The organism is Pseudomonas sp. GW821-FHT07F05 (genome assembly GCF_059418765.1).
This window is the reverse complement of the sequence record NZ_JBWKQL010000006.1, coordinates 145,829-161,108: the sequence shown is the minus strand read 5'-3', so window position 1 is coordinate 161,108 and position 15,280 is coordinate 145,829. Positions and strand designations below refer to the sequence as shown.

The window sequence follows — 15,280 nt, the reverse complement described above, 5'->3', positions numbered from 1 at the left end:
CCTCTCAAAGTACCTGCCGTCCACTGCCGCGAGCGCTGCCGATGGACACACATGCAGACGAAGACGCTCACCCGACCCCTTCCACGCGGGATTGGGTACTGCGTGCCGCGCCGCTGCCGCAGATCGAGCGGATCGAGGCGTACTTTCATGGCCACGGCTTCGAGATGCACCGCCACGACACCTACGCCATCGGCCACACGATGTCAGGCGTGCAGAGCTTTCAGTACGGCAAGGAACGAGTCAACAACCTGCCAGGGCAGACGATGGTGCTGCACCCCGACGAGGCCCATGATGGCCACGCCGGGACCGAAGAGGGCTTTCGCTACCGGATGTTCTACCTGGAACCGGCGATGATTCAGCAGGTGCTCGGCGGCAAGCCGCTGCCGTTCATCAAGGGCGGGGCGTCCAGTGATCCGCGCCTGTTCAGGGCAACGCAGGCGCTGCTTTCCGACCTGAACAACGCGCTGGACCCTCTGGAACTGGACGACGCGATCTACGACCTCGCCGTTGCGCTGCAAGCGGCCGCCGGAGTGCGCAAATGCCGCCAGAGCGTCAACTATGCCGGCGCGCAACGTGCGCGGGAAATGCTCATGGCCAGTCTGGAGCAGGGCGTGAGCCTCACCGATCTGGAACAGGCCAGCGACACCGATCGCTGGCGCCTGTCGCGGGATTTCCGCGTGCTGTTCGGCACCACGCCCTATCGCTACCTGACCCTGCGCCGGCTGGACCTGGTGCGGCATTCGATAGCGTTGGGGGTTTCGCTGAGCGACGCATCGGTGATGGCGGGGTTCTCCGACCAGAGCCACATGACACGGCATTTCGTGAAGACCTTCGGCTATCCGCCGGGGCGGTGGTTGAAGATGTTGCGAGCAGGCGCATAGCGGATCGAACGCCCTTGGTGGGACTGGCCTTGGCTGGGAAGGCTGTACACCTTGTGGGACCGGCTTCAGCCGGAAAGGCGTCAGACGTCGCACCGCAAAATCCCTCCTGACACACCGCGCGCTTTTTGTAGGACTGGCTTTAGCCGGGAAGGCGTCAGTTGAAGCACCGCAACACCAACCCACCCGTCACTCTGCAATAACGTACAAGACCCCACCCACCCCCGCGCTCTAGATTGGCCCCACATCAATCCCCTCGGAGCCGCCCTCGTGTCCACGTCCACCACCCAACACACCCCCGTCAATTTCGCCCAGAAATACAGCCTGTTCACCGAGCAGTGGCAGCCCAAAGTCATCGCGCAGATGAACGACTACCAGTTCAAGCTGGCGCGGCTGGAAGGGGAGTTTCTCTGGCACAGCCACGCTGACACCGACGAAACCTTCATCGTGCTCGAAGGCCTTTTGCGCATCGATTTTCGCGACGGTTTCGTCGAGCTCAACGCGGGCGAGCTGTACGTAGTCCCTAAGGGCGTCGAGCACAAACCCTACGCCGAGAAGGAAGTGAAGCTGATGCTGATCGAGCCCAGCGGCGTGATCAACACCGGTGACGACACCAACGAGCGCACCGCGCAGAACGACGTCTGGATATGAAGAGCTATGTAGAGACTTCGGCCGACCTTATATAGAAGTCTGAGGTGGTAGGCGCGCAACGCTACCGGCTGCCTCTCTCCATCTCAGTCGACCAGCCATTATTTTTCCAAACCAGCTGCACTTGACTCTACTGAACTTGGCAATCCTTAAGATCTTTTCGGACTAGGGGTTAGTTCGATGGCACTTATGTTCAGTTAAGCTGTTGATTTTCGGAGTTTTTGCTACGCGTCCGGTGTGCATGGCTATGCGACTGTCACTTATGACAGTAGTCGTACTGCCGGTACGAAGTTAGATTGGTCGGGAAGGTCGTTAAATATTTGTTGATGGCCGGATAGCAGCGTGAAGCAACCACTTCGAAGGTTTGATTCGAGATAAAACAGTGGCTGACGACAAATACAGACCGGCTTTGGTCATTGCGTGGGCGACAGTAACATCAATGATCGATCCTGATTACCGTGTAGAGGTGAAAAATGGTAGATAACGGCGATGCCTGCGAAGTGGCAAATGATCCGGGGTCAGCCTGGACGTACCTTGCTGGCAGGGGTGCGCAAATCCTGGTGGACACAGTCGATATATATGATGGTGATACAAAAGTTGGAACAGCGCCGGTGGTAAATGGCGCATGGCAGTTCACTGCTTCTGCACTGGCCACCGGTGAGCATCGCTTTACCGCCAGGTCGAATGCGCTCGTCAGTGATGCATGGAACCTGACGGTACGCGAAGCGTTGCAACTCTTAGCGCCGAAGGTCGTTGAAGTGTTCATGGACAGTGGGACCGGATTCGGCAATTCGCTGAACTTAGCCAAAGTCACCAACTCTGCAACCGTTGTCGTCGAATATGCCTATATGCAGGTGGGAGACAGTGTAACGATGAACTGGAATGGGGCGGCCTCTTCTACGTCCCAGACAAAGTTGGTTGAAAGTAACGTGGATTTGGTCTTCGTCGTCCCCCGAGTCTATATCGATGAAAACATTGGCATGAATGTCCGGGTGTCTTATACGGTTACTCCAGTAGGTGAAATAAGTCCAGTGAGCTCACCGGTGCTCCTTTTTCAGGTGACTTATGATTCTTTAGTGGGGCATCCCAACTTTGTTGAAGGGTATACGACTTCCTACTACACATTTTCATATTCGGCCGGTGAAATCGTTGTGAGCAACTCGCTGAGCAACGGCACCCTGTTAGGCACGACCGCGAATGTCGCACCCACTGCTGTTACGCAAGTTCGCTTTGACGAACCGGGCTCAAGTTTAATCGTGAATCAAAGAGGCCCTCAACCCTGGGCTCTGTCGGAGATCTGGCCAACTAACGTTGAGGGCATAGGGTTCAAGTTCATTTATCACACCGGCGCACCGGGTAATCCTGGTCCTGTCATACTTCCCGTTGCGACCTACTCTAATGCCAATACGACGAATAGGATTGAGTTCTATAAAATAGGGTTTGTGAGGTCCGGCACACTCCTGTCCGGTGAGTGGTTGACATGGATATTTGGCGCTACTCGTCTGAAATACATGGGGTTCATGATGACTCACGACATAAACATAGTGGTTGTTTAAATTGTGCTCGTCGTCGAGACATCAAATGAATACGGGCTGAGCATTGGGTAAAGCGTCGCCTCGTAGAAGCCAAGTTGCCGGTGGCATTGGGGAATCGCCACGGCAGGTAAGTCGTGTTGCTATGGCATCGGCATCGGCATCGGCATCGGCATCGGCATCGGCATCGGCGTCGGCGGGCTTGTATCGGGCAGCAACACCGAAATCAACGCCCTGACCACCCCCGGGAGGGCGTCCAGTTCGCGGACCAGAATGCTCCGTTCGCGCACCGCCCAGGGCTCGTCGAGCTCGATGGTCACCAGCTCCATCGTCCGACTGTGCCGCGACGCCGCCGACTCCGGGATCACCCCGATGCCCACCCCGGCTTCCACCATCCGGCAGATTGCCTCGAAGCTCGATACCTGAATCCGCAACGACAGGCTCTGCCCCAGCCGCTCAACGTGATCGCGCAGAAAACTCAGCAACGTGCTGCCTTCGTGCAGGCCGATGTGCTGGAACGCCAGGGTCTGCTTGAAGGTGACCTTTTTCTCGGCCGCCAGCTCATGGCCCACGGGCACGATGAGTAACAGCCGGTCGGTGCTGAAGTGGATGACCTGCAAACCCGCCGCTTCCACCGGCCCGGCGATGATGCCCATGTCGGTGCTGCCGTCGAGCACGCCGCGCACGATGTCCCGGGACAGACGCTCCTGCAGGTCCACCGTGACGCCGGGCCGTTTCGCCAGAAACCCGGCCAGCACTTCGGGCAGAAACTCGGTGACAGCGGTGGTGTTGGCGAAGATACGAATGTGCCCGGCCGAATCAGTCCCGTACCGGGTGAACTCGCTTTTCAGGTAATCCACCTGGCTCATGATCAGCCGCGCGTGCTTGAGCAGGCGCTGGCCGGCGGGGGTCAGTTCGACGCCGCGGCTGTCGCGGTACAGCAGGCGCGTGCCGAGTTGGCCTTCCAGCGCCTTGATCCGCGCACTGGCAGCTGCTGGAGAGAGAAACGCCCGGCGCGCGCCCTGGGTCAGGCTCGGTGATTCGCCGATATGAATGAAGAGGCGCAAGTCAGCCAGGTCGAAATGCATGGGAGGTGTCCGGACGTTGCAGAAGGCGTTCAGCATACCCGAACGCCGCTATACGCAAATGCAAATTCACAGAATGCCGGCGCACTTCCATGATCGGGCCATAACAACAAACCCAGAGGGTTCCCGCCCATGAGCGCTGCAGAGTCATCCGTGGATTTTACGGACTGGATTGGCCGCACCGAACAAGCCCAGGATCATCTGAGCGTAAACCTGATCAAGCGCATCGCAGCCACCTTTGGCGAGCCCACGCCCGCTGTCGGCGACCCGTTGCCGCCGCTGTGGCAGTGGTGCTTTTTTCAAGAGCCGGTGTTCGAAGCGCAACTCGGCGGTGACGGCCACCCGGCCCGTGGCGGCTTTCTTCCCCCCGCGGACAACCGCAACCGCATGTGGGCGGGTGGCCGCGTCGAGTTCATTCAGCCGCTGAAAGTCGGCGCCGATGCCCATCGCCTGTCGACCATTCTGCACATCGAGGAAAAGCACGGTCGTACCGGCTCGCTGCTGTTCGTGACGGTGCGCCACGACTACTCGCAACACGGCGAGCTGTGCGTGCGTGAAGAGCAGGACATCGTTTACCGCGAGCCCAATCCGCCGAAACTCAACAGCGGCGACGCCCTGGAGCAGGGCGACTGGAGCGAGGTCATCGAGCCGACGCCGACGCTGCTGTTTCGCTACTCCGCCGTGACCTTCAACGGCCACCGCATTCACTACGACTACCCCTACGTCACCAACACCGAGGGTTATTCCGGGCTGGTCGTGCACGGGCCGATGATCGCCACCTTCAACCTGCGCGCATTCATTCGTGCCAACCCCGATAAGCGCGTGCGGCATTTCGCCTATCGCGGCGTGCGCCCGTTGAACGTGCCTGCTGCCTTCCGCGTCGGCGGACGAATCGTCGAGCCGGGCAAGGCGCAGCTGTGGGCCGGCAATGACGCCGGCGTCGCCCAGAGCGCCGAAGTCGTTTTTGACTGAATCCTTCCTTTATACAGTCAGGCGCGCCAACCCCTTGGGCGCCGGCCGATGCGAGTGGACACCATGAATCCCTACGAAAACGAAGACCTCAATGCCATCCGTGACGGCGTGCGCGCGCTGTGTGCCCAGTTTCCGGCCGAATACTGGCGCAAGATCGATGAGCAGAAAGGCTTCCCGGAAACCTTCGTCAAGGCGCTGACCGATGAGGGCTGGCTGTCGGCGATGATCCCTGAGGAATACGACGGCTCCGGCCTGGGCCTGGCGGAAGCCTCGGTGATCCTCGAAGAAGTGAACGCCTGCGGCGGCAATTCCGGCACCGTGCACGGCCAGATGTACAACATGTTCACCCTGTTGCGTCACGGCAGCGACGCGCAGAAAAGCTATTACCTGCCCAAACTTGCCAGCGGCGAACTGCGCCTGCAGTCCATGGGCGTGACCGAGCCCAGCACCGGCACCGACACCACCAAGATCAAGACCACGGCGGTGAAGCAGGGCGATAAGTACGTGATTAATGGCCAGAAGGTCTGGATCTCCCGCGTGCAGCATTCCGACCTGATGATCCTCCTGGCGCGCACCACGCCGCTGGCGGAAGTGACGAAAAAGTCCGAAGGCATGTCGATCTTCATCGTCGACCTGCGCGACGCCATCGGCAACGGCCTGACCGTTCAGCCCATCGCCAACATGGTCAACCACGAAACAAACGAACTGTTCTTCGACAACCTCGAACTGCCCGCCGACAGCTTGATTGGCGAGGAAGGCAAAGGGTTCCGCTACATCCTCGACGGCCTCAACGCCGAGCGCACATTGATTGCCGCCGAGTGCATTGGCGACGGCCGCTGGTTCATTGAAAAGTCCGCAGCCTATGCCCGTGATCGCGTGGTGTTTGGCCGTCCGATCGGGCAGAACCAGGGTGTGCAGTTCCCCATCGCCGAGGCGCACATCGAAATCGAAGCGGCGGACCTGATGCGCTGGCGCGCCTGCGAGGAATACGACAGCGGCAAGAACGCCGGTGCCAGCGCCAACATGGCCAAATACCTCGCGGCAAAAGCGTCGTGGGAAGCGGCCAATGCCTGCCTGCAAACCCATGGCGGTTTTGGCTTCGCCTGCGAGTACGACGTGGAGCGCAAATTCCGCGAGACCCGTCTGTATCAGGTGGCGCCGATCTCCACCAACCTGATTCTTTCCTACGTCGCCGAGCACCTGCTCGACCTGCCACGCAGCTTCTGAGGACGCCGAAATGAGCCATACCCAGGCATTGGCGGGTTTCCTCGCCGAGCTGACCTACGAGCAGATTCCCGGCGTCGTGCTGGACCGCACCGAAGACCTGTTCCTCGACTGGATCGGTTCGGCGCTGGCCAGCCAGGGCGCGCGGCCCATCCCGCTGTTTGAGCGCTACGCCGAACGCATGGGCCCGCGAGAGGGCAAGGCGAAAATTCTGGTGAGCGGTCGCGGCACCTCGGCGTACTTCGCCGCGCTGGTCAACGGGGCGTCTTCGCACCTGGTTGAGCAGGACGATCTGCACAACAGTTCGGTGCTGCACCCCGCGACAGTGGTGTTCTCGGCGGTGCTCGCAGCGGCCCAGGACCTCGGCAAGACCGGGCAGGATTTATTGCTGGCCTCGGTCGCCGGTTACGAAGCCGGTATTCGCATCGGCGAGTTCATGGGCCGCTCCCACTACCGCATCTTCCACACCACCGCCACCGTCGGCACCCTCGCTGCGGCGGTGGGCGTGGGCAAGCTGCTGAACTTCGACAAAGAGCAGTTCATCAACCTGCTGGGCACGGCGGGCACCCAGGCCGCCGGGCTGTGGGAGTTTCTCCGTGATGCCGCCGATTCCAAACAGCTGCACACCGCCAAGGCGGCGGCCGATGGCCTGCTGGCAGCGTACCTCACCGAAGACGGCCTCACCGGCGCGCGCAATATTCTCGAAGGCGATCAGGGCATGGCTGCAGGGATGTCCAGCGACACCGATTCCGCGAAGCTGTCCGATCGCCTCGGCAGCCGTTGGGCGCTGGTCGAGACCTCGTTCAAGTTTCACGCTTCGTGCCGCCACACCCATCCGGCTGCGGATGCGCTGCTCCACCTGATGCAGCGCGAAGGCTTGCGCCATGACCAGATCGCCAAGGTGGTCACGCGGGTTCATCAAGGCGCCATTGATGTGCTCGGCCGGGTCGATGTGCCGCAGACCGTGCACCAGGCCAAGTTTTCCATGGGCGCGGTGCTCGGGCTGATCGCCGTTCACGGCAGCGCGCAATTGATCGAATTCCGCGACCTGGCCCTGACCGATGCCGACGTCGCCGCTTTCCGCGAAAAGGTCACGATGGAGCTGGACCCGGAAGTGGATGGCGCCTATCCCGGGCGCTGGTTGGGTCGAGTGATCGTGACCACCACCGATGGCCGCACCCTTAGCGCCGGCATTGATGAGCCGAAAGGCGATCCGGGCAACACCCTGTCGCGGCCTGAGCTGGAGGACAAGGTTCAGCGCCTGCTGGCGTTCTCCGGCGCACGCACGGTGGAGCAGGGCACGGCATTGATTCAGCGGGTCTGGCAGCTGCGCGATGCGCAGGATTTGAGCGGCTTGATCTAACAGCAAACAGGGTTAGCTGTGGGAATGCGGTCTCTGTGGGAGTGAGCTTGCTCACGAATGCAGTGGATCAGGAGCAGTGGTGTGCCGGATGTACCGGCCTCTTCGTGAGCAAGCTCACTCCCACAGTTTATTTGGCGTCTGCTCATTGCGCGGCACATACGGCGCTTGATGAGAGCCACCATTCCCGCGAGTGAGTTGCCCGCCATGGGCTATGAGGTTTACGAACATGACTCAACAACCCCCGCGTCCTTTGGACGGCATCACCGTCGTCAGCCTCGAGCACGCCATCGCGGCGCCGTTCTGCACCCGCCAACTGGCGGATCTGGGCGCCCGCGTGATCAAGATCGAGCGCCCCGGCGTCGGCGATTTCGCCCGCGGCTACGACCAGCGCGTCGACGGCCTGGCCTCGCATTTCGTCTGGACCAACCGCTCCAAGGAAAGCCTGACCCTGGACCTCAAGCAGGACGAGGCCGGCGACATTCTGGGGTCCCTGCTCGCCAAGGCCGACGTGCTGGTGCAGAACCTGGCACCCGGCGCCGCTGCACGCATGGGCTTGTCGTTCGACGCCCTGCACGAACGCTTCCCGCGCCTGATCGTCTGCGACATTTCCGGCTACGGCGAAGGCGGGCCCTACGAGAAGAAGAAGGCCTACGACCTGTTGATCCAGAGCGAGGGCGGCTTTTTGTCGGTCACCGGAGGCCCTGGCGAAGACGAGATGGCCAAGGCCGGTTGTTCCATCGCCGATATCGCTGCCGGCATGTACGCCTACACCGGGATTCTGTCGGCGCTGATGCTGCGGGACAAGACCGGAGAGGGCAGCCGCATCGACGTCAGCATGCTCGAAAGTCTGGTGGAGTGGATGGGCTACCCGATGTATTACGCCTACAACGGCGCGCCGCCACCGCCACGGGCCGGTGCGTCCCACTCGACGATTTATCCCTACGGGCCGTTTCCCACCGGCGGGGGCGGCACGATCATGCTGGGGCTGCAGAACGAACGCGAGTGGGCGCTGTTCTGCGAGAAGGTCCTGCTTGATCCGGCGCTGGCCACTGACGAGCGCTTTTCGGCGAATTTCAAACGCTCGGAAAACCGTGAGGTGCTGCGGCAGATCATCGTCGACGGCTTCGCGTCCTTGAGCGTCGATGACGTGGTGGCCCGTCTGGAAGACGCGCAGATCGCCAATGCGCGGGTCAACGACATGCAAGGTGTCTGGGACCACCCGCAGCTCAAGGCCCGCGATCGCTGGCGCGAAGTTGACAGCCCGTCCGGCCCGCTGCCGTCGCTGCTGCCGCCCGGCCATAACACCGCGTTCACACCGCGCATGGACGGCGTGCCGGGATTGGGCCAACACACCGGCAGCATTCTTGGCGAGCTGGGGTTTTCGGCGGAAGACCAGACGCGAATGGCGGCGGGCGGGGTGGTCTAGCGCCTGTTTCTGCAAAAGGCTCTTTTCGCGGCGCACCCTTCCTACAGGACATTCTCAGGACACCGACATGGCCCATACCCTCATCCGCTCCGCTCTGTTCGTCCCCGGCAGTCGCCCCGATCGTTTTGCCAAAGCGCTGGCGGCCGGCGCCGATGCGGTTATCGTCGATTTCGAAGACGCCGTCGAAGAACCTCTCAAGCGCCAGGCGCGGGACAATCTCGCGACCTTCCTGAACGACAACCCCCAAGCCTCTGTGTGGGTGCGGGTCAATGCGCCGACTCATGCCGAACACGCCGATGATCTCGCGTTTTGCCGACACCACTCGGGCGTCGCCGGGGTGCTGCTGCCGAAGGTCGAAAGCGCTGCTCACGTCGCGGCGGTCTGGCAGACAGGCAAACCGGTCCTGCCGATCATCGAAAGCGCCAAGGGCCTGCTGGCCCTGGAGCAGATCGCCCGTGCCGAGGGTGTCGAGCGTTTGTCGTTTGGCGGGCTCGACCTGGCGCTGGACCTGAACCTCAACAGCGGTACCCACGCCGCGCAGATGTTTCTCGATCAGGCGCGGATGTCGGTGCAACTGCATTCACGGGGCGCGGATTTGCTGCCACCGCTGGACGGTGTGCACCCGGCCATCGGCGACCCCCAAGGCCTGCACCGCGCCATTCGCCACGCTTACGACATGGGTTACGGCGGCGCGCTGTGCATCCATCCCGCCCAGGTGCCGGTGATCCATGCCGCCCTGGCCCCCAGCACTGATGACCTGAACTGGGCGCAGAAGGTGATTAATGCCAGCGCAGCGGCCAATGGGGCAGGCGCGTTTCAGCTGGAAGGGCAGATGGTCGACGCGCCGGTGCTGCTCAGGGCTCAACGGTTGCTGGCGCTGGCGGCAGGGTAAATCCCATCTCCGGCGATCGCGTTAACGCGTCATCGCGTTCATCAACCCCGAACGCCGGCTTACACAAATGCTGATTCTCTAAACACCGGGGCTTCGTCATCGTGGGGTTGCACTATGCTCATGCGCTCCACCTGCTCCTTCAAACATAAGCTCCTACAAAAATAAAAAGGTGATATCGATGTTGAAGCTGACCCAAGCGCTCTTCTGCGCGGCTGCGGTGTCTATGGCCGGCCTTGCACAGGCCGCTGACCCGATCACGATCAAGTTCGCCCACGTGGTGGCGGAAAACACGCCGAAGGGGCAGGGCGCGCTGCTTTTCCAGAAGATGGTCGCCGCCGACCCGGCCTTGAAGGACAAGGTCAAAGTCGAGGTCTATCCCAACTCTTCGCTGTTCGGTGACGGCAAGGAAATGGAAGCCCTGCTGCTCGGCGACGTGCAGATGCTGGCGCCGTCCCTGGCGAAATTCGAGCAGTACACCAAGAAAGTGCAGATATTCGACCTGCCGTTCCTGTTCAACGACCTCGCCGCCGTTGACCGCTTCCAGCAGGGCCCTCAAGGCAAAGCGTTGCTGACCGCAATGGACGACAAGGGCATTCATGGCCTGGCCTATTGGCACAACGGCCTCAAGCAATTGTCCGCCAACAAAAAGCTGGTTGAACCGAAAGATGCCCGCGGCCTGAAGTTTCGCGTTCAAGCCTCCAGCGTACTCGAAGCCCAATTCGTCGCCCTGCACGCCAACCCGCGCAAGATGAGCTTTGCCGAGGTCTATCAGGGCTTGCAGACCGGCACGGTCAACGGCACCGAAAACACTTGGTCGAACTACGAAAGCCAGAAGGTCAACGAGGTGCAGCCGTTCTTCACCGAGTCCAACCATGGCCTGATCGACTACATGGTGATCACCAACTCCAAGTTCTGGAACGGCCTGCCGGCGGACGTGCGTGACGAACTGCAAAAGATCATGGATCAGGTCACCGTCGAGGTGAACAAGCAGGCCGAGGCGCTGAACCAGACGGCCAAGCAAAAAATCATCGATTCCAAAACCAGCGAAATCGTGACGCTCACCCCCGAGCAGCGCGCCAAATGGCGTGACGTCATGAAGCCGGTCTGGGACAAATTCTCCGAAGAGATCGGTGCCGACCTTATCAAGGCCGCCGACGATTCGAACAAGGCGCCTTGAGCCCTTCCTACGCTTCTCGATACAGACCGTGACGGCCCGGCGGCCACCCGTTTCGCGGGTGGTCTGCCTCCACGGCCGTCGCTCTGCCCGGCTACATTCGGCTTCGTTCGGAGAATGCTTATGCACCCGCTGACGCGACTCTGGGAGCATCTGGAGGAGGGCATCATTGCCTTCCTGCTGGCTGCCATGACCCTCGTGACTTTCGTCTACATGGCGTTGAACAACATCTACACCCTGTTTTATTCCCTCAGCGATCAATGGACGGTGAGCAGCGACTTTTTCGCCGCCATCGGCGACCACTTGATGGGCTACGCCCAAGGCATGACCTGGAGCGTGGCGCTGACCAAAGCGCTGTTTGGCTGGCTGATCTTCTTCGGGATTTCCTACGGCGTGCGCACGGCGGGCCACCTGGGGGTCGACGCGCTGGTCAAGAAAACCAGCAAGCCGGTTCAGCGAATTCTGGCGATGCTGGCCTGTGCCTGCTGCCTGGCGTACGCCGGTCTGCTCCTCGTTGCCAGTTACAAGTGGGTGTCAGCGTTGTTCGTGGCCGGCATCGGTGCCGAAGACCTGGATCGTTACGGCATCAAGGTCGCGTACATCGCGGTCATCGTGCCGATCGGCTTTGCTCTGGTTATCGCCCGTTACCTGGAAATCCTCTACCGCATCTGGACGCACCGGCAGACCGGGCTGGGTCTGGCCGATGAAGCGGCTGAAGCGAGCAAACTCGCCAACCCTGCCGAGGAGCAGCACTGATGACCGTTATCTGCCTGTTCCTGCTGCTGTTCGTTTTCATGTTCCTGGGCGTGCCCATCGCCATTTCCCTGGGCTTGTCCGGCGCCGTTTCGATCCTGCTGTTCAGCCCGGACTCGTTGAGTTCGCTGGCGATCAAGCTGTTCGAAACCTCCGACAGCTACACCTTTCTGGCGATCCCGTTCTTCCTCTTGTCCGGCGCCTTCATGACCACGGGCGGGGTCGCGCAGCGGCTGATCGACTTTGCCAACGCCTGCGTCGGTCACATCCGCGGCGGTCTGGCGATTGCGGCGGTGCTGGCGTGCATGCTGTTTGCGGCGCTGTCCGGTTCATCGCCCGCGACCGTTGCAGCCGTGGGTTCGATAGCCGTCGCCGGCATGGTGCGCTCCGGTTACCCGAAGGCATTCGGCGCGGGCATCATCTGCAACGCCGGTACGCTGGGGATTCTGATTCCGCCTTCCATCGTGATGGTGGTGTACGCCGCTGCCACGGAGACCTCGGTCGGCAAGTTGTTCATTGCCGGTGTGGTGCCCGGGATCCTGCTCGGCGTGATCCTGATGGTGGTGATCTACATCGTCGCCCGGGTCAAGAAACTCCCGGCCCAGCCACGGGTTACGTTCCGCCAATGGCTGCACACAGCGCAACGGGCGTTCTGGGGCCTGATGCTGCTGGTCATCATCCTCGGCGGGATCTACAGCGGCATGTTCACCCCGACCGAAGCCGCGGCGGTGGCGGCGGTGTATTCGGCGTTCATCGCGCTGTTCGTCTACAAGGACATGAGCTTCAAGGACTGCCCGAAGGTGCTGCTGGAGTCGGGCCGGCTGTCGATCATGCTGATGTTCATCATCGCCAACGCCATGCTGTTTGCCCACGTTCTGACCACAGAGCAAATCCCACAGCAGATTACCGCGTGGGTCATCTCCGAAGGCCTGACTCCGATCGGCTTCCTGATCATGGTGAACATTGTGTTGCTGGTCGCGGGCAGCTTCATGGAGCCGTCGGCAATCATCCTGATCCTGGCGCCGATCTTCTTCCCGATCGCGATGAAGCTCGGCATTGATCCGATTCACCTGGGCATCGTCATGGTGGTCAACATGGAGATCGGACTGGTCCACCCGCCGGTGGGGCTCAATCTGTTCGTGACGTCTGCGGTGACGGGCCTGACGTTGGGCGAGACCATTCGTGCGGCGTTGCCATGGCTGTCGATCCTGCTGGTGTTCCTGTTGCTGGTGACGTACGTGCCGTACATTTCGCTGGCACTGCCGAACTGGTTGGGGATGCCATGAGAGATGGGGGTCGTTCTTAGAGCCACATCAAGATCAAGATCAAGATCAAGATCTACGGCGGTCTGCCTAAGGGCAGACGTTTCGCCTTCGGCGAGTTACTTGGAAAAGCACCCCAAGTAACCAAGGGTGCCTGCTCTTGGTTGGGCCCTTCGTTCCTCAGGGTTCCCCCACTCCGACGACGCTCCGTGGGCCCGCGCCGAACGGACATCCATGTCCTAGCGGCGCTCTCGCGGCATCCATGCCGCTCGGCCCACTCCGCGTCGTCTGCGTTCGGCCTGCACCAAAGTCGCGATTGGCGGTGTTTGAGCCTCTTGCGTATGAAGATCAAGATCAAAAGCAGATCCAAATCAGATTAAGAGGAGAGCCCGGGCAGTCCAGACGCTGAGGACTTGTGGGAGCGAGCTTGCTCGCGAAGGCATTGGTACATCCGCCGAATAATGGGTGTTTGAAATGCAGCATTCGCGAGCTAGCTTGCTCCCACAGGCAGGGGGCGCTCAGCAAATTGTTGGCGCCTGGACTGGCCTCTTCCCGGCTAAAGCCGGTCCCACTAAAGGCAACCTTTGCAGTCAGCGCGATTTGCTCTTGTAGGACCGGCTTCAGCCGGGAAGCCCTTGATCTGCTTAAACGCGCTTTTGATCTTCGTATGCAGGAAGTCCAAACAACACTAATCGCGACTTGGGTGCAGGCTGAACGCAGGTCTCGTGGAGTGGGTCGAGCCGCATGGATGCGGCGAGAGCGCCGTCAGGGCATGGATGCCCGTTCGGCGCGGGCCCACGGAGCGAGACCGGAGTGAAGGTACCCTGACGAAGGAAGGGCCCAACCAGGAGCAGGCACTTTTGCTTACTTTTGGTGCTTTTCAAAAGTAAGTCGCCGAAGGCGAAATGTCTGCCCTTAGGCAGACGCTCTTGATCTCCTGCTTTGTGGCAGACGAAAAAAATCCGCGCTGCCTCGGGGGGAACAGCGCGGATCTTTGATCAATCACTCAATCAATGCACAAACAGTGCAATCAAAATGATGATCGGGATTGGAATGCCGAGGAACCACAGAAGTAGTGAACGCATGATGACTCTCCTTAATCAGCGAATGCTGGAAGTAGTGGAATAAGCACGGGTTTCGACATACGTCACCGCATCACGACGACGACCACCCCAGATAGCGGCAAGGCTGGCCACGAACGCACCGCACAGCAGCGAAACAAATGTCCACAGCGCACCCGTTGCAGCGGCTTTCGCCGCAGCATCGGCAGCCTGTTGAGCTTTCAGCTTGGCATCGGCAACAGCTTGCTTGGCCTGACCGTAAACCTGATCAACACGCGCCTGGGCATCGGCCTGACTCAGGTTGGTACGCTGAGCGACCAGCTGTGCCAGGTAGGTACGGTCTTCCGGAGCCAGCTGACCATCGTTGGCCATGGTCTTGGTGAAGATACGCACCACCACGCCGTGGGCAGCATCATCGCTGACAGCAGCAGGACGATCATCGCGGAACAGCGAATCGATGTAATAACCGTATTGGTCACTGCTGGTATTGCCCGCTGCAGAACCGGCCGCAGTGGCGGCAGTACCTGCAACACCGGCAACCGCGGTAGCGCCGGCTTTAACGCCGCTGCCGACGATGCCGCTGACCGAACCGACGATCAACACGGCGGCCACCAGCGTAGCGACAGCCCACGACAGGAAGCCGTGTGCGGTGTCACGGAAGTAGACTTCGTCACCGTGCATGTTGGCCCATTTGACGCGCAGACGACCGGCGAGGTAACCGCCAAGACCGGATGCCACGATCTGCGTCAGCGCCAGCCAGACGACCGTCGAGATGCCGATGGTCTTGGCGCTCGCGCCTTCGTTGGCCCAGGGCGACATCGCCGAGAAACCAAGACCCGAACCCAGCAGAACCAGGATAAGGGACAACGCGGCGGCACCGGCGGCGCCAGCGAAGATGGCTCCCCAGGACACGCCCGAGACCGAGGAGGACTCTTCTACAGCGGCAGGATAAGAATCAGGTGAGACGTTCATTGTGCTGCTCCGTGCGAATGATGTTGTGCTTCTCCCCA

The 15,280-nt window shown here is 60.9% G+C and carries 13 protein-coding genes; 11 read left to right on the top strand and 2 right to left on the bottom strand.

All coding sequences use genetic code 11. From position 1 onward, the window contains the following. Nucleotides 1–41 precede the first annotated feature (41 nt). The 3 genes from AC07RO_RS15080 to AC07RO_RS15070 all read left to right on the top strand — a co-directional run bounded on the left by AC07RO_RS15080 (nucleotide 42) and on the right by AC07RO_RS15070 (nucleotide 3,082). Entirely contained in the window at nucleotides 42–881 is an 840-nt protein-coding gene (locus AC07RO_RS15080) for an AraC family transcriptional regulator (RefSeq protein ID WP_495086406.1), read from the top strand. A gap of 267 nt (nucleotides 882–1,148) precedes the next feature. Then, nucleotides 1,149–1,529 (top strand): cupin domain-containing protein, encoded by a 381-nt coding sequence (locus AC07RO_RS15075; protein ID WP_495086405.1) that lies wholly within the window; start codon nucleotides 1,149–1,151, stop codon nucleotides 1,527–1,529. A 470-nt stretch (nucleotides 1,530–1,999) separates the two neighbouring features. After that, nucleotides 2,000–3,082, top strand: a complete 1,083-nt coding sequence (locus AC07RO_RS15070; RefSeq protein ID WP_495086404.1) for a hypothetical protein — start codon at nucleotides 2,000–2,002, stop codon at nucleotides 3,080–3,082. A 119-nt stretch (nucleotides 3,083–3,201) separates the two neighbouring features. On the opposite strand, the gene AC07RO_RS15065 is transcribed toward AC07RO_RS15070, so the two are convergent. Then, on the bottom strand, nucleotides 3,202–4,146 hold the full coding sequence (locus AC07RO_RS15065) for a LysR family transcriptional regulator (RefSeq protein WP_495086403.1): 945 nt from the start codon (nucleotides 4,144–4,146) through the stop codon (nucleotides 3,202–3,204). A gap of 129 nt (nucleotides 4,147–4,275) precedes the next feature. Between AC07RO_RS15065 and AC07RO_RS15060 the strand changes: the two genes are divergently transcribed. The 8 genes from AC07RO_RS15060 to dctM all read left to right on the top strand — a co-directional run bounded on the left by AC07RO_RS15060 (nucleotide 4,276) and on the right by dctM (nucleotide 13,233). Beyond that, nucleotides 4,276–5,115: an HTD2 family dehydratase gene (locus AC07RO_RS15060; protein ID WP_495086402.1), complete on the top strand. Its 840-nt coding sequence runs from the start codon at nucleotides 4,276–4,278 to the stop codon at nucleotides 5,113–5,115. Between the two features lie 63 nt (nucleotides 5,116–5,178). Then, nucleotides 5,179–6,342 (top strand): acyl-CoA dehydrogenase family protein, encoded by a 1,164-nt coding sequence (locus tag AC07RO_RS15055; RefSeq protein WP_495086401.1) that lies wholly within the window; start codon nucleotides 5,179–5,181, stop codon nucleotides 6,340–6,342. Nucleotides 6,343–6,352: 10 nt separating this feature from the next. Next, nucleotides 6,353–7,702, top strand: coding sequence for an MmgE/PrpD family protein (locus tag AC07RO_RS15050; RefSeq protein WP_495086400.1), 1,350 nt, complete (start codon nucleotides 6,353–6,355; stop codon nucleotides 7,700–7,702). Between the two features lie 226 nt (nucleotides 7,703–7,928). Then, nucleotides 7,929–9,128: a CaiB/BaiF CoA transferase family protein gene (locus AC07RO_RS15045; RefSeq protein ID WP_495086399.1), complete on the top strand. Its 1,200-nt coding sequence runs from the start codon at nucleotides 7,929–7,931 to the stop codon at nucleotides 9,126–9,128. Between the two features lie 67 nt (nucleotides 9,129–9,195). Next, the gene (locus AC07RO_RS15040; protein ID WP_495086398.1) at nucleotides 9,196–10,020 is read left to right on the top strand and encodes an HpcH/HpaI aldolase/citrate lyase family protein; all 825 of its coding nucleotides are present in this window, start codon (nucleotides 9,196–9,198) and stop codon (nucleotides 10,018–10,020) included. 178 nt (nucleotides 10,021–10,198) lie between these two features. Then, nucleotides 10,199–11,197, top strand: a complete 999-nt coding sequence (locus AC07RO_RS15035; RefSeq protein WP_423574784.1) for a TRAP transporter substrate-binding protein — start codon at nucleotides 10,199–10,201, stop codon at nucleotides 11,195–11,197. Nucleotides 11,198–11,317: 120 nt separating this feature from the next. Next, nucleotides 11,318–11,950 (top strand): TRAP transporter small permease, encoded by a 633-nt coding sequence (locus tag AC07RO_RS15030; protein ID WP_495086397.1) that lies wholly within the window; start codon nucleotides 11,318–11,320, stop codon nucleotides 11,948–11,950. Beyond that, nucleotides 11,950–13,233, top strand: a complete 1,284-nt coding sequence (gene dctM / locus AC07RO_RS15025) for a C4-dicarboxylate TRAP transporter large permease protein DctM (protein ID WP_065989499.1) — start codon at nucleotides 11,950–11,952, stop codon at nucleotides 13,231–13,233. Before AC07RO_RS15030 ends, dctM begins: the two co-directional genes overlap by 1 nt. A 1,076-nt stretch (nucleotides 13,234–14,309) precedes the next feature. Here dctM and AC07RO_RS15020 read toward each other — a convergent pair. Continuing rightward, a complete protein-coding gene (locus AC07RO_RS15020) occupies nucleotides 14,310–15,242 on the bottom strand; it encodes a hypothetical protein (RefSeq protein ID WP_495086396.1) in 933 nt (310 codons plus the stop codon). Nucleotides 15,243–15,280: the final 38 nt, after the last annotated feature.

Bases quoted from the DNA above. Each gene is read 5' to 3' on its own strand.
- AC07RO_RS15080 (WP_495086406.1), top strand. From the start codon at position 42: ATGGACACACATGCAGACGAAGACGCTCACCCGACCCCTTCCACGCGG.
- AC07RO_RS15070 (WP_495086404.1), top strand. From the start codon at position 2,000: ATGGTAGATAACGGCGATGCCTGCGAAGTGGCAAATGATCCGGGGTCA.
- AC07RO_RS15065 (WP_495086403.1), bottom strand. From the start codon at position 4,146: ATGCATTTCGACCTGGCTGACTTGCGCCTCTTCATTCATATCGGCGAA.
- AC07RO_RS15060 (WP_495086402.1), top strand. From the start codon at position 4,276: ATGAGCGCTGCAGAGTCATCCGTGGATTTTACGGACTGGATTGGCCGC.
- AC07RO_RS15055 (WP_495086401.1), top strand. From the start codon at position 5,179: ATGAATCCCTACGAAAACGAAGACCTCAATGCCATCCGTGACGGCGTG.
- AC07RO_RS15050 (WP_495086400.1), top strand. From the start codon at position 6,353: ATGAGCCATACCCAGGCATTGGCGGGTTTCCTCGCCGAGCTGACCTAC.
- AC07RO_RS15045 (WP_495086399.1), top strand. From the start codon at position 7,929: ATGACTCAACAACCCCCGCGTCCTTTGGACGGCATCACCGTCGTCAGC.
- AC07RO_RS15040 (WP_495086398.1), top strand. From the start codon at position 9,196: ATGGCCCATACCCTCATCCGCTCCGCTCTGTTCGTCCCCGGCAGTCGC.
- AC07RO_RS15035 (WP_423574784.1), top strand. From the start codon at position 10,199: ATGTTGAAGCTGACCCAAGCGCTCTTCTGCGCGGCTGCGGTGTCTATG.
- AC07RO_RS15030 (WP_495086397.1), top strand. From the start codon at position 11,318: ATGCACCCGCTGACGCGACTCTGGGAGCATCTGGAGGAGGGCATCATT.
- dctM (WP_065989499.1), top strand. From the start codon at position 11,950: ATGACCGTTATCTGCCTGTTCCTGCTGCTGTTCGTTTTCATGTTCCTG.
- AC07RO_RS15020 (WP_495086396.1), bottom strand. From the start codon at position 15,242: ATGAACGTCTCACCTGATTCTTATCCTGCCGCTGTAGAAGAGTCCTCC.